Genomic DNA, 13,555 nt, shown 5'->3' on the forward strand with positions numbered 1-13,555 from the left:
CCGCGGGCGGGGACCGGCTAGCGTTGGCCCATGTTCCCGCTACGCGATCACAACCCATCGGAACGAACACCCTACGTCACCTATGCGCTGATCGCGGTGAACGTCATCGTGTTCCTGTCCTATTGGCCGCTGTTTTCCGACCCGCCGGGGCTGGAAAGCTTCTTTTTTCGGTGGGGGCTGGTGCCCGCGGCGCTGTCGGCCGGGCAGCAACCGGCGGGGCTGGTCACCTCTATGTTCCTGCATGGCGGGCTGCTGCACCTTGCCGGGAACATGCTGTTCCTGTGGATCTTCGGCGACAATCTGGAAGACGAGATGGGGCACACGGGCTTTGCCCTGTTCTACCTGGCCAGCGGGCTGGCCGCCGGGCTGGGGCAATACCTGTCCGCCCCCAATTCGCTGGTGCCGATGGTGGGGGCCTCGGGCGCGATTGCCGGGGTGATGGGGGGCTATCTGCTGCTGTTCCCACGGGCGCGGGTCGATATCCTGTTCATCTTCGTCTTCATCTTCAAGGTGATCCCGGTCCCGGCCTGGCTGATGCTGGGGGCCTGGTTCGGGTTGCAGGTGCTGGCCGGGTCCGGCGCCGATGCGGCCGAGGCCGGCGTCGCCCACTGGGCGCATGCGGGCGGTTTCGTTGCCGGGCTGGTGCTGACGCTGCCGCTGTGGCTGCGGCGCGGGGGCACCGCATACTGGGCGCGCAACCACGGTCACCCGCCGCACCCCGAAATCGCCTATCGCCGCAGCCCAATCCCCACCGTCCGCAGACGCCGATGACCCACCGCCTGACCTGCCATTGCGGCGCGATCGAGATCGAAGTGGACCTGCCCGAGGGCGCGCTGGAAAACGCGACGCGCTGCGACTGTTCGTTCTGCCGCAGGCGCGGCGCGATCATGGCCGGCGTGCCGCTGGATGCGCTGCGGATCGTCAAGGGCGCGGATCACATCGCCCTGTATCAGTTCAACACGATGACGGCGGAACACCACTTCTGCCCGACCTGCGGGATCTATACCCACCACCGCCGCCGCGCCAATCCCAACGAATACGGCATCAATGTCGGCGCACTGGAGGGCATCAACCCCCGCGACCTGGGCGCGGTGCGCTGGTCGGACGGGGTGCACCACGTCTGTGATCGCAAGTAGCCGTCAGGCGCCCCGGATGATGCGCGCGAACTGGTCGTAGATATTGCCGTTGGCCACCATCACGTCGCCATGTTCCAGCGGCTGGTGGCCTTCGCGCACAGGGCCGACGAAACCGCCCGCTTCGCGCACCAGGATCAGGCCGGCGGCGATGTCCCAGGCGTTGAGTTCGCGTTCCCAATACCCGTCGTAGCGCCCGGCCGCGACATAGGCCAGGTCCAGCGCGGCGGATCCCCAGCGGCGCACACCGGCACAGACCGGCATCAGGCGGGCCAGATCCTGCATCGTGGCGGGCAGCGTCTTCTTGTGGCCGAACGGGACGCCGGTGGCGAAGATGCACTCGATCATTTTGCCCCGGCCCGACACGCGCAGGCGGCTTTCGTTCATCCAGGCCCCGGCGCCCTTCTCGGCATAGAACATCTCGTCCTTGGCGGCGTCGAAGATGACACCGGCCACGACCTCGCCCTTGTGTTCCAGGGCGATGGACACCGCCCAGTGCGGCAGCCCGTGCAGAAAGTTGGTGGTGCCGTCCAGCGGGTCGACGATCCAGCGGCGGGTGGGATCCTCGCCCGGTTCCTCGCCGGTTTCCTCGCCCACCCAGCCATAGTTGGGCCGAGCGGTGCGCAGCTCGTCGCGGATGATCTTTTCGGCGGCCATGTCGGCGCGGGACACGAAATCGCCCGCCCCCTTCATCGAGACCTGCAGGTTTTCCACCTCGCGGAAATCCTTGACCAGGCTGCGGCCCGCCTTGCGCGCGGCCTTGATCATGATGTTGAGATTGGCGCTGCCTTGCATGCGTGTTCTCCTTGGCTTGCGGGCGCCATACACGGGGCCGCGCCCGGTGCCAAGGGGGGGACGCCGACCGGCCCCGATTGCCGCCCGGGCGATGCGGCCGCGCACCGCACGCATTTCGCCCGGGCTTGCGCCCGGGCGACCCGCCGGGGGGCGCTGCCCCCCGGACCCCCTGGGGTATTTGGACCAAGAAGAAGGGAAGCGGGCACGCCCTGCCCCGCCGGAAGGTCAGCCCACGCGCTGAAGCTTCACCGGCTCGCTGCGGGCGAGGCGGATGAAATGGGCCATGTAGGGCTTGGCTGCGTCCTCTTGGCGGGTGGCGGCGTAGATGCGGCGGGTCAGCCCGGTTTCGGTCAGCGGGCGAACGGCCAGCTCGCTGTTGGCGCGGGCCTCGCGCACCACCCAGTCAGGCAGTACCGTCACCCCCCGACCCGAGGCGACCAGCATCAGGATCACAGCCGTCAGTTCCACCGGGCGGACGGCCAGCGGCTCTACCCTGGCGGGGCCCAGAAGGCCGGTAAAGACGTCCAGCCGCGAGCGGTCCACCGGATAGGTCATCAGCGTTTCGCCGCGGAAATCCTCAGCCTCGATGTAGGGCTTGGCGGCCAGGGGATGGCTGGCCGCGCAGACGAAAACGGGCGCATAGTCGAAAAGCGGCGCGAAGGCGATGCCGGGCAGATCCTCGGGGTCGGAGGAAACAACCAGGTCCACCTCTTCGCGGGCCAGGGCGGGCAGCGCCTCAAACGACAGACCGGGGCGGATATCGACATCCACCTCGGGCCAGGCCTTGCGAAAGGCCTCCAGCACGGGGAGCAGCCAGTCGAAACAGGCGTGGCATTCCAACGCGATATGCAGGCGCCCGGATTTACCGGATTTCAGGCCTTCGAACTCGGCCTGCAGCGCGGCGATTTCCGGCAGCACCCGTTCGGCCGCGCGCAGCAGGCGCAGCCCCGCAGACGACAGTTTCAGCGGCTTGGTGCGGCGGACGAACAGTTCCATGCCGACCTGATCCTCCAGGCCCTTGACCTGGTGGGACAGCGCCGATTGCGTGATGTTCAGCCGATCCGCCGCCCGGGCCAACCCGCCCGCGTCATGGATCGCCTTGATCGTGCGAAGATGACGAAGTTCGAGGTGCATATTGTCGCGATTTTCATATTCATCTTGAGAAGTATGAGTTTGTTTCACAGATTGCCCTGTGCGACAAGCATCAAAATGCCGAATCCGTCCGGAGAGTCAGCCATGTCCGCCCCCCGCGTCTCGTTCGAGTTCTTTCCGCCGCAATCGCTGGAGGCCAGTTTCCGCCTGTGGGAAACGGTGCAGGCGCTGGCCCCGCTGAAACCGGGCTTTGTCTCGGTGACCTATGGCGCGGGCGGAACCACGCGAAAGCTGACCCACGATGCGGTGGAAACGATCCACAAGCATTACGGGCTGAACGTGGCCGCCCACCTGACCTGCGTCGAGGCGACCCGCGCCGAAACGATGGAGATCGTGGAAAGCTATGCCGAGGCCGGGGTGACCGAGATCGTGGCCCTGCGCGGCGACCCGCCCAAGGGGCACGGCAGCTTTACCCCGCATCCCGACGGGTTCGCCAATTCCTGCGAGTTGGTGGCCGCGCTGGCCGAAACCGGCAAGTTCAAGATCCGCGTCGGCGCCTATCCCGACCCGCACCCGGAATCGAAGGGGCCCGGCAGCGATGTGCGCTGGCTGAAGAAGAAGTTCGAGGCGGGCGCATCCTCGGCCATCACGCAGTTCTTCTTCGAGGCCGAAACCTTCTTCCGCTTCCGCGATGAATGCGAGGCCGAGGGGATCGACGGGTCGAAGATCATCCCCGGCATCCTGCCGATCGAGAAATGGGCCGGTGTGCGCCGTTTCGCAGAACGCTGCGGCGCGCATATCCCGACCTGGGTGGATGACGCCTTTGAAAAGGCACAGCGCGACGGGCGCGAGGCGCTGCTGGGCCAGGCGATGGCGACGGAACTGTGCAGCCAGCTGATGGACGGGGGCGTGCGGGATTTCCATTTCTACACCCTGAACAAACCGCACCTGACCCGCGACATTTGCCACGCCCTGGGGGTGCAGCCCGAGGGGCACCTCGAAAAGGTCGCTTGAAAGCACCGCCCCGGCCGCACGGCCGAGGGCATGAACGGCGCCCTGCCCTTTGACCGGGACCGGCTGATCGCGATGCCGGGCCTTGATTACCTGCGCGCCACGATGGATGGCCGGATCGCCACGCCGCCGATCTGGAGCCTGATGGGGCTGGACCTGGTGCAGGTGGACCCCGGCGCCGTCGTCTTTCGCGGCACGCCGGGGCCAGAGCATGGCAACGCCACTGGCACGGTGCATGGCGGCTGGTACGGCACGCTGCTGGATGCGGCGTTGGGATGCGCCGTGATGACCGAGGTGCCCGCCAGCGCCAATCACGCGACACTGGAATACAAGGTCAACATCACCCGCGTCGCCCGCGCCGGTCAGATGCTGGAGGCCCGAGCCCATGTGCAGCATCACGGGCGGCGTACCGGCGTGGCCGTGGCCGAGGTGCGCGGGGTCGAGGATGGCAAGCTTTACGCCACCGGCTCGACCACCTGCATCGTGCTGGAGGGCGGCTAGAGGTCGCCCGCCAGGTGCGCGTCCAGATCCGCCAGCCGGTCCTGACCCCAGAACCGTTCATCCCCGTCCGTGATGTAAAACGGCGATCCGAACACGCCGCGTGCGACGGCCTCTTCCAGGTTGGCGGCATAGGTTTCCGCCCCGGCCAGCAGGCCACGGTCGGCCAGCGCGGGATCGAACCCCGCCGCGGCGAGGCAATCGCGGATCACTGCATCCTCTGCCACGTTGCGTTCCTCGGCCCAGCAGGCGCGCATCAGCCCGTGCACCAACCCGCCCAGATCGCCGCCGCCCTCGGCCTGGGCGGCGATGATCGCGTAGGAGGCGGGCGCGGCATTGGCCGGGAAATGCGCAGGCTTCAACACCACGGGCAGGTTCTGTTTCGCCGCTTGCCGGCGGATCTCCTGCATGCGGTAGAGCTGCCGCCCCTCAAACCGCTGGGCCGGGGGCGTACCGCCTGTGCGTGCAAAAAGCCCCATGATATCAACCGGCTTGTAGGTTATGCCCGCCCCGTGGCGCGCCGCGATCCGCTCTAGCCCCGTGCCGGCGAGGTAGGAAAAAGGTGAAATCACCGTAAAGAAGTAGTCGATATGAGCCATGCGGGCGCCCCCCTTGCCTATCGTGGTTTTCAAGACCGTAACCGGGTGTTAAGCGCTGTCAACGTCACCGCACCGTCACGAATCTGCCTTCCCGGGAAATGCAGCCATGCACAACATCCATGAACCGAAACTGATTTCGGGCAACGCCAACCCCCGCCTTGCCGCCGCGATCGCCCGCCGGATGTCGATGCACCGGGGCATTTCGGTCGACCTTGTCAATGCGCGGGTCGAACGGTTCAACGATCAGGAAATCTTTGTCGAGGTGTTCGAGAACGTCCGCGGCGAGGACATGTTCGTGATCCAGCCGACCTCGAACCCGGCCAACGACAACCTGATGGAACTGATGATCATGGCCGACGCGCTGCGCCGGTCGTCCGCGGCGCGCATCACCGCCGTTATCCCCTATTTCGGCTACGCCAGGCAGGACCGCCGCACCAAGGCGCGCACGCCGATCAGCGCGAAACTGGTGGCCAACCTGCTGACCGAGGCCGGGATCGAACGGGTGCTGACGATGGACCTGCATGCCGCGCAGATCCAGGGCTTCTTCGATATTCCGGTGGACAACCTCTATGCGGCGCCGATCTTTGCCCTGGATATCGAGCATCATTTCCGCGGGCAGATGGACCACCTGACCGTGGTTTCGCCCGATGTGGGCGGGGTGGCCCGCGCGCGCGAGCTGGCGCAGCGCATCGAATCCGGGCTGGCCATCGTGGACAAGCGCCGGGTGCGTCCGGGCGAAGTGGCCGAGATGACGGTGATCGGCGACGTGAAGGATCAGATCTGCATCATCGTGGACGACCTGTGCGACACCGCCGGCACGCTGTGCAAGGCCGCCGACAAGCTGATGGAAAAGGGCGCGGCCGAGGTGCACGCCTATATCAGCCACGGCGTGTTCTCTGGCCCGGCTGTGGAACGGATCACCGGGTCACAATTGAAATCGGTCGTGGTGACGGATTCGATTCAGGCCAACGAAACGGTACAATCGGCGCCGAATATCCGCATCGTGCCCACTGCGCCGATGTTCGCCCAGGCCATCATGAATATCTGGCAGGGCACCTCGGTCTCGTCGCTGTTCGAGCACGCCACGCTGGCCCCGATCTACGAAGGGCTGTACACGCCGGTCTGACCTCAGACCGGCGCCGCGCTGGCGGGTCGCTCAGGACAGATCCCAGTCGTCCGGCCCCGCCAACGGCCCCAGGGCCATCCAGTCCGCGCGGATGCGGGCCACGCGCGTATCCGCCCAGGTCTTGAACACCAGGTCAAACCCCTCGCAGGTGATATTCTCGGCGGCGATATCGGCCCGCTGGTTTGTCGTCTGGTCCAGATCCCACATGGTGATGCCGACCGTCACGCTTGGCGGGCGCACGAACGGTTCGGAAAAGCGGACCTGGCGATGTGCGACGCGGCGCCCGGTGCCCGTCCACATGATGCCATCGCTTTCGAAATCCGAGAACATCAGAACGCTGCCTTGGTCGATCCCCAGCAGTCGTGCCTCGATCTTCTTCATATTGCCAACCTCGTCGCCCCTGTCGGTGCCAAGAAATGGCGGCGAAATTAGGGCAAACAGCCCATATGCCAAAAGGCCCCGCACTGGCGGGGCCTTGGTCGCGTATCGTGCGGGCTGGGCCCGGTCAGCCTTGCGGCTCCAGCCCCATATGGGTGCCCATCGCCACCATATCGGCCAGCATCCGCGCCGAGGCGTCAACCAGATCCGGGTGCGCCTCTTCGTGGGCTTTGCGGGCCTCGGCCACCATCTCGTCGATCATGGCCTGGGTCACCTCTTCGACGGGGTGCGAGCGCTCGGCCAGCACCGTGGTGCTTTCGGCCGTGATCTCGGCGAAACCGCCGGTGACGATATACTTCTGGCTGCCCTTCTCGGTCACCACCTCCAGAACGCCGGGGCGCAGGGTGGTGATGAGGGGGGCGTGGTTGGGCATGGCGGTCAGATCGCCCTCGAAGCCCGGAATGACAACCTGGGTTGCCTTTTCCGAGGCCACGCGACGCTCGGGCGCCACTAGGTCGAATTGCATCGTGTCGGCCATGGTGCCTCCTCAAATGGGGGCGCCGGACGGGATCGCCCGGCGCCGTCAGCCCGATCAGGCCGCGTCGGCCGCCATCTTCTCGGCCTTGGCGATCACGTCCTCGATATCGCCGACCATGTAGAAGGCCGCCTCGGGCAGGTGATCGTATTCGCCGGCAACGACCGCCTTGAACGAGGCGATGGTTTTCTCCAGCGGCACCTGGATGCCGTCCGAGCCGGTGAACACCTTGGCCACGTCGAAGGGCTGCGACAGGAAGCGCTGGATTTTCCGGGCGCGGGACACGGTCAGCTTGTCCTCTTCGCTCAGTTCGTCCATGCCAAGGATCGCGATGATATCCTGCAGCGACTTGTAACGCTGAAGGATGCCCTGCACGTCACGGGCCACCTGGTAATGCTCTTCGCCGACGATCGAGGGATCGAGGATCCGCGAGGTGGAGTCGAGCGGGTCAACGGCCGGATAGATGCCCAGTTCCGAAATCGCACGCGACAGAACGGTCGTGGCGTCGAGGTGGGCAAAGGTGGTGGCCGGCGCGGGGTCGGTAAGGTCGTCCGCGGGCACGTAGACGGCCTGGATCGAGGTGATCGAGCCCTGCTTGGTCGAGGTGATGCGTTCCTGCATCGCGCCCATGTCGGTGGCCAGGGTCGGCTGGTAGCCCACCGCCGAGGGGATGCGGCCCAGAAGCGCCGACACCTCGGACCCCGCCTGGGTAAAGCGGAAGATGTTATCGACGAAGAACAGAACGTCGGTGCCCGAGGCATCGCGGAACTGTTCGGCCAGCGTCAGGCCGGTCAGGGCGACGCGGGCACGGGCCCCCGGCGGTTCGTTCATCTGGCCGTAGACCAGCGCCACCTGCGATTCCGACAGGTTGTCGGGCTTGATGACGTTGGATTCGATCATCTCGTGGTAAAGGTCGTTGCCCTCACGGGTCCGTTCACCGACACCGGCGAAGACCGAGTAGCCCGAGTGCACCTTGGCGATGTTGTTGATCAGTTCCATGATCAGAACCGTCTTGCCCACGCCGGCGCCGCCGAACAGGCCGATCTTGCCGCCCTTGGAGTAGGGGGCCAGCAGGTCGATGACCTTGATGCCGGTGACCAGGATTTCCGACTCGGTCGACTGGTCGGCGAATTCCGGGGCGGGCTGGTGGATGGCGCGGGTTTCCTTGGCCGTGACCGGGCCCTTTTCGTCGATCGGCTCGCCGATCACGTTCATGATGCGGCCCAAGGTGGCATCGCCCACCGGGATCGAGATCGGCGAGCCGCTATCCTTGACCTCCTGGCCGCGAACCAGACCCTCGGTCGCGTCCATCGCGATGCAGCGAACGGTGGTTTCGCCCAGGTGCTGGGCAACCTCGAGAACCAGGCGTTTGCCGTTGTTTTCGGTTTCCAGCGCGTTCAGGATTTCGGGCAGGTGATCGTCGAACTGAACGTCGACGACGGCGCCGATCACCTGGGTGATTTTGCCTACAGCAGTTGCCATGTGTCGTTTCTCCGGTTCCGTTAGAGCGCCTCGGCGCCCGAAATGATTTCGATGAGTTCCTTGGTGATCGCAGCCTGACGCGAGCGGTTATACTCGACCGTCAGCTTGTCGATCATCTCGCCGGCGTTGCGGGTGGCGTTGTCCATGGCGGACATGCGCGCACCCTGCTCCGAGGCGCCGTTTTCAAGGAGCGCGGCAAAGATCTGGGTGGCCACGCCGCGCGGCAGCAGCTCGGCCAGGATCTCGCCCTCGGTCGGCTCGTAATCGTAAAGCGTGCTGGCATCCTCGGCCGTGTCGTCGAACACCGCCGGAATGATCTGCTGCGCCGTCGGAACCTGGCTGATCACCGACTGGAAACGGCTGAAGAAGATCGTCGCCACGTCGAACTCGCCCGCATCGAAGCGGCCGATGATGTCCTTGGCGATGTCCTGCGCGTTGGAATAACCCAGACGCTTGACCTCGCTCAGGTCGACATGCCCGACGAAGTGATCGCCGAACTCGCGCTTGAGCTGATCGCGGCCCTTGCGGCCGACGGTCAGGATCTTGATCGTCTTGCCCTGCGCGGACAGTTCCTTGATCTTCGTCCGGGCCAGCTTGACGATCGAAGAGTTGAAGCCGCCGCACAGGCCCCGCTCGGCGGTCATGACCACCAGCAGGTGCACCTGTTCGGAGCCGCTGCCGATCAGCAGCTTGGGCGCATTGGCCGCCCCGGTGGCCGAGGCGGCAAGCCCCGACATCACCTTTTCCATTTGCTCGGCATAGGGCCGGGCGCTCTCGGCCGCGTCCTGGGCACGGCGGAGCTTGGCCGCCGCGACCATCTGCATGGCCTTCGTGATCTTCCGCGTGTTTTTCACGCTTCCGATCCGGTTTTTCAGGTCCTTGAGGCTAGGCATATGTCGCGGTCCCGCTCAGGTTCAGGCGAAGGTCTTGGCGAATTCGTCGAGGACGGCCTTGATCTTGTCCTGCAGCTCGCCTTTCACCTTGCGGTCATTGTTGGTGATGTCGTCCAGCAGGTCCTGGTGCTTGGAGCGCAGGAAGGACAGCAGGTCGGCCTCGTAGCGGGTCACGTCCTTGACGGCGACGCCGTCCAGGTAACCGTTGGTGCCGGCGAAGATGACGCAAACGATTTCCGCGTTGGTCAGCGGCGAGTATTGCGGCTGCTTCATCAGCTCGGTCAGGCGCGCGCCGCGGTTCAGCAGCTTTTGCGTCGCCGCGTCCAGGTCGGAACCGAACTGGGCAAAGGCCGCCATCTCGCGGTACTGGGCCAGTTCCAGTTTGACCTTGCCAGCCACCGATTTCATCGCGTCGGTCTGGGCCGAACCGCCCACACGCGACACCGACAGGCCGGTGTTCACGGCCGGGCGGATGCCCTGATAGAACAGGTCGGTTTCCAGGAAGATCTGACCGTCGGTGATCGAGATCACGTTGGTCGGGATAAAGGCCCCGATGTCGCCGGCCTGGGTTTCGATGATCGGCAGGGCGGTCAGCGAGCCCGCGCCGTGATCCTCGTTCATCTTGGCCGAACGTTCCAGCAGGCGGGAGTGCAGGTAGAACACGTCGCCCGGGTAGGCTTCACGCCCCGGCGGGCGGCGCAGCAGCAGCGACATCTGACGGTAGGCAACGGCCTGCTTGGACAGGTCATCGTAGATGATCAGCGCGTGACGGCCGTTGTCGCGGAAGTATTCGGCCATCGCGGTCGCGGCGTAGGGTGCCAGGAACTGCATCGGCGCGGGGTCCGAGGCGGTGGCGGCCACGACGACCGAATAGGCCATCGCGCCGGTTTCTTCCAGTTTCTTCACCAGCTGGGCGACGGTGGACCGCTTCTGACCCACGGCGACGTAGACGCAGTAGAGCTTCTTGCTCTCGTCGTCGCCGGCGGCGTCGTTATAGACCTTCTGGTTCAGGATGGTGTCCAGCGCCACGGCGGTCTTGCCGGTCTGGCGGTCACCGATGATCAGTTCCCGCTGGCCGCGGCCGATCGGGATCATGGCGTCCACCGATTTCAGGCCGGTGGCCATCGGTTCGTGCACCGATTTACGCGGGATGATGCCCGGCGCCTTGACGTCGGCGACGCGGCGCTCGGTGGCCGCGATTGGGCCCTTGTTGTCCAGCGGGTTGCCCAGGCCGTCAACGACGCGGCCCAGCAGCGCGTCGCCGCAGGGCACGTCCACGATGGCGTTGGTCCGCTTGACGGTGTCGCCTTCCTTGATCTCGCGGTCAGAGCCGAAGATCACGATACCGACGTTGTCGGCTTCCAGGTTCAGCGCCATCCCCATGACACCGCCGGGAAATTCGACCATTTCGCCGGCCTGGATGTTATCGAGGCCATGGACCCGCGCAATACCGTCACCGACCGAGAGCACGCGGCCCACCTCGGCGACCTCGGCCTCCTGGCCGAAGTTCTTGATCTGCTCCTTGAGGATCGCAGAGATCTCAGCTGCTTGGATACCCATTTATCCGACCTCTTTCATGGTGTTCTGGAGTGCATTGAGCCGCGCGCGGATCGAGGTGTCGATCATCTTCGAGCCCAGTTTGACAATCAGGCCGCCGATCAGGCTTTCGTCCACGGCGGCGGTGATCTTGACGTCCTTGCCGGCACTGACCTTCAGCGCGGCGGCAAGTTTCTGTTTCTGCGCCTCGGTCAGCGGGCTGGCCGAAACCACCTCGGCGGTGACCTCGCCCTTTTCCTCGGCGATCAGGGCGCGCAGCGCTGCGGTCAGCTGCGGCAGCGCGAACAGGCGGCGCTTGGTTGCCATCAGGCCCAGCGTGTTCGCGGTCATCGCGGACAGCCCCATCTTGGGCGCAAGCGCGGCAACCGCGCGGCCCTGGGCATCGCGGGTGTAGACCGGCGACGAGATCATGGCGCGGAAATCCGCGCTTTCGGCCAGCGCGGCATCAAGCAGCGCAACGTCGGCCTCAAGCGTGGCGAGGTCCTTGGCTTCCTTCGCGATCTCAAACAGAGCGGTGGCATAGCGCTGGGCGATGCCGGACGAAATCGATGCTGGTTCGGACACGTCAACCCTTCCGATGTCTGTAGCCCCTGGCGTGCCGCAGAATACGGACGGGGCAGATCAAGCGGCGCACCCGGCCGGGCACGCTCCGAAATCGGCGTGGGTGTAGCAGAGCCGGGATAACCTCGCAACCGCCTTGGACACCCTAATGTGACCCGGTGTGACGCAAGCCACGCATCGGGCTGTCATCGTCCCCAGCAAAGCCACCCGGTCGCATGGCGCGCCCCCCCCGCCAACGGGCGCCGAAGCCCTTGTCCGCTTGGGTTCAGGCGGGTTCGGCGCCGGCGGCGGGCAACCCTTCCAGCACGCGCAGCGGTCGCGACAGCCCCTCGCGCACAGGCGAGCCGGTCGGCCGGTAAACCCGCTTGCTTGCCTCAACCAGCAGCACGCCGCCCGCGAACTGGGCAGACATGCGCTGGCCCGCGGTTTCCCACATGCCCGCGCTGCGCAGCCAGAATCGCCGGTCCGAGGGGGGCGCGAACAGCGCGGCAAGGTTGCGCTGCGGCTCAAATCCATGGGCGCGCAACTGGGCCTCCAGCTGGCCGGGGCTATATGGCCGGCCAAAGCCAAAGGGGGTGCGGTCGCGCCGCGCCCACAGGCCGGAACGGTTGGGCACGATGAACAGCGCCCGCCCCCCCGGCCCCAGCACACGCGCCGATTCCTCCAGCACCGACGAGGGATGTTCGCTGGTCTCAAGCCCGTGCAGCAGAACCAGCTTGTCCACGAATCCATCGGCCAGCGGCCAGGCGGTTTCCTCGCACAGGGCCGAGACATTATCGCCCCCCGGCGGCCAGGGCATCACCCCCTGCTGCCCCGGCATCAGCCCGATCACCCGGCGCGCCTGCCCCATGAACGGACGCAAGAGCGGCACCGCAAAGCCGAAGCCCGCCACCGTCTGCCCCTTGGCATCGGGCCACAGCTGGACCACCTGGTTACGGATTGCCCGCTGGGCCACGCGCCCCAGATTGGTACGGTAGTAAAAGTTTCTAAGGTCCAGAACGTCCAGATGCATTGCCGCGCGCCTTGCCGTGGGCGAAGGTTTCCGGAGCCAAAGATACAAGAGAGGAGCCAGAAAGCCATGCCCCTTGAGATCGTTGTCGTCCCATGCCTGTCTGACAATTACGCCTATCTCGTCCACGACCCCGTCGCGGGGGCGACCGCCGTTGTCGACACCCCCGACGCCGCCCCGATCCAGGCGGAACTGAAGGCCCGGGGCTGGAAGCTGACCGATATCCTGCTGACCCATCACCATCAGGACCATATCGCGGGCGTCGCCGCCCTGCGCCGCGACTACGGTGCGCGCGTCGTCGGCGCGGCAGCCGACGCACAGCGCCTGCCGCCGCTGGACCTGGCCATGCGCGACGGCGACGGCGTGGTCGTGGGCAGCGAAAAGGGAACCGTTCTGGACGTGTCGGGCCATACCCTGGGCCACATCGCCTATCACTTTCCCGACAGTGAGGCGGTGTTCACCGGCGACAGCCTGATGGCCCTGGGCTGCGGGCGCCTGTTCGAAGGCGACGCCGCCACCATGTGGGCCAGCCTGTCGAAACTGGCCGCCCTGCCCCCGTCCACGCAGGTCTATTCCGGGCACGAATACGCGGAAGCCAACGCGCGCTTTGCCCTGACGGTGGAACGGAACAACCCCGCCCTGCAGGCCCGCGCCGCGCAGATTGCCGCCGCCCGCACCGAGGGGCGCCCCAACGTGCCCGTGCGCCTGTCCGAGGAACTGGCCACCAACCCCTTTCTGCGTGCCAAGCTGGCGAAGGTGAAACAGGCCATCGGTCAACCCGGCTGCGCGGATGTCGATGCCTTTGCCGAAATCCGCGCCCGCAAGGATCGGTTCTGAGCCGGGCCGCGTGCCGAAAAACGGGGCACTGCCCACGCGCCGGGGCACT

General features: G+C 66.0%; 16 protein-coding genes. 6 read left to right on the forward strand and 10 right to left on the reverse strand.

The window, feature by feature from the left end; translation table 11 throughout:
• Positions 1-30 precede the first annotated feature (30 nt).
• Positions 31-771, forward strand: a complete 741-nt coding sequence (locus tag EV656_RS10680; protein WP_132603549.1) for a rhomboid family intramembrane serine protease — start codon at positions 31-33, stop codon at positions 769-771.
• Entirely contained in the window at positions 768-1,136 is a 369-nt protein-coding gene (locus EV656_RS10685) for a GFA family protein (RefSeq protein WP_132603552.1), read from the forward strand. Before EV656_RS10680 ends, EV656_RS10685 begins: the two co-directional genes overlap by 4 nt.
• A 3-nt stretch (positions 1,137-1,139) precedes the next feature.
• On the opposite strand, the gene EV656_RS10690 is transcribed toward EV656_RS10685, so the two are convergent.
• On the reverse strand, positions 1,140-1,928 hold the full coding sequence (locus tag EV656_RS10690; RefSeq protein WP_132603554.1) for an inositol monophosphatase family protein: 789 nt from the start codon (positions 1,926-1,928) through the stop codon (positions 1,140-1,142).
• 225 nt (positions 1,929-2,153) lie between these two features.
• Positions 2,154-3,062 carry a LysR family transcriptional regulator gene (locus tag EV656_RS10695; RefSeq protein WP_132603557.1) on the reverse strand — a complete coding sequence of 303 codons (909 nt, stop codon included), beginning with the start codon at positions 3,060-3,062 and terminating at the stop codon, positions 2,154-2,156.
• Between the two features lie 102 nt (positions 3,063-3,164).
• Here EV656_RS10695 and metF point away from each other — a divergent pair, with 102 nt between their 5' ends.
• Both metF and EV656_RS10705 read left to right on the forward strand, forming a co-directional pair.
• Positions 3,165-4,034, forward strand: a complete 870-nt coding sequence (metF, locus tag EV656_RS10700) for a methylenetetrahydrofolate reductase [NAD(P)H] (protein ID WP_132603560.1) — start codon at positions 3,165-3,167, stop codon at positions 4,032-4,034.
• 30 nt (positions 4,035-4,064) lie between these two features.
• Positions 4,065-4,532: a PaaI family thioesterase gene (locus EV656_RS10705; protein WP_132603563.1), complete on the forward strand. Its 468-nt coding sequence runs from the start codon at positions 4,065-4,067 to the stop codon at positions 4,530-4,532.
• Here EV656_RS10705 and EV656_RS10710 read toward each other — a convergent pair.
• On the reverse strand, positions 4,529-5,128 hold the full coding sequence (locus tag EV656_RS10710) for a 2-hydroxychromene-2-carboxylate isomerase (protein WP_132603566.1): 600 nt from the start codon (positions 5,126-5,128) through the stop codon (positions 4,529-4,531). The genes EV656_RS10705 and EV656_RS10710 overlap by 4 nt on opposite strands.
• 106 nt (positions 5,129-5,234) lie before the next feature.
• Here EV656_RS10710 and EV656_RS10715 point away from each other — a divergent pair, with 106 nt between their 5' ends.
• Complete coding sequence (locus tag EV656_RS10715) at positions 5,235-6,254, forward strand: ribose-phosphate pyrophosphokinase (RefSeq protein WP_132603569.1); 1,020 nt, start codon at positions 5,235-5,237, stop codon at positions 6,252-6,254.
• A 30-nt stretch (positions 6,255-6,284) separates the two neighbouring features.
• Here EV656_RS10715 and EV656_RS10720 read toward each other — a convergent pair whose 3' ends face one another.
• From EV656_RS10720 to EV656_RS10750, 7 genes are all read right to left on the reverse strand, one after another.
• Complete coding sequence (locus EV656_RS10720) at positions 6,285-6,635, reverse strand: H-type lectin domain-containing protein (RefSeq protein WP_132603572.1); 351 nt, start codon at positions 6,633-6,635, stop codon at positions 6,285-6,287.
• 124 nt (positions 6,636-6,759) lie between these two features.
• Positions 6,760-7,170, reverse strand: coding sequence for a F0F1 ATP synthase subunit epsilon (locus EV656_RS10725; protein ID WP_132603575.1), 411 nt, complete (start codon positions 7,168-7,170; stop codon positions 6,760-6,762).
• A gap of 54 nt (positions 7,171-7,224) precedes the next feature.
• Complete coding sequence (gene atpD, locus EV656_RS10730; RefSeq protein ID WP_132603578.1) at positions 7,225-8,649, reverse strand: F0F1 ATP synthase subunit beta; 1,425 nt, start codon at positions 8,647-8,649, stop codon at positions 7,225-7,227.
• Between the two features lie 20 nt (positions 8,650-8,669).
• Positions 8,670-9,542: a F0F1 ATP synthase subunit gamma gene (locus EV656_RS10735; protein WP_132603581.1), complete on the reverse strand. Its 873-nt coding sequence runs from the start codon at positions 9,540-9,542 to the stop codon at positions 8,670-8,672.
• Between the two features lie 21 nt (positions 9,543-9,563).
• On the reverse strand, positions 9,564-11,102 hold the full coding sequence (atpA, locus tag EV656_RS10740; RefSeq protein WP_132603584.1) for a F0F1 ATP synthase subunit alpha: 1,539 nt from the start codon (positions 11,100-11,102) through the stop codon (positions 9,564-9,566).
• Positions 11,103-11,663 carry a F0F1 ATP synthase subunit delta gene (locus EV656_RS10745; protein WP_132603587.1) on the reverse strand — a complete coding sequence of 187 codons (561 nt, stop codon included), beginning with the start codon at positions 11,661-11,663 and terminating at the stop codon, positions 11,103-11,105.
• Positions 11,664-11,925: 262 nt separating this feature from the next.
• Positions 11,926-12,672, reverse strand: a complete 747-nt coding sequence (locus EV656_RS10750; RefSeq protein WP_132603590.1) for a class I SAM-dependent methyltransferase — start codon at positions 12,670-12,672, stop codon at positions 11,926-11,928.
• A gap of 66 nt (positions 12,673-12,738) precedes the next feature.
• Between EV656_RS10750 and gloB the strand changes: the two genes are divergently transcribed.
• A complete protein-coding gene (gene gloB / locus EV656_RS10755) occupies positions 12,739-13,506 on the forward strand; it encodes a hydroxyacylglutathione hydrolase (RefSeq protein ID WP_132603593.1) in 768 nt (255 codons plus the stop codon).
• Positions 13,507-13,555 lie beyond the last annotated feature (49 nt).

The sequence above is a fragment of the Rhodovulum adriaticum genome (genome assembly GCF_004345735.1).
GTDB lineage: Bacteria > Pseudomonadota > Alphaproteobacteria > Rhodobacterales > Rhodobacteraceae > Rhodovulum > Rhodovulum adriaticum.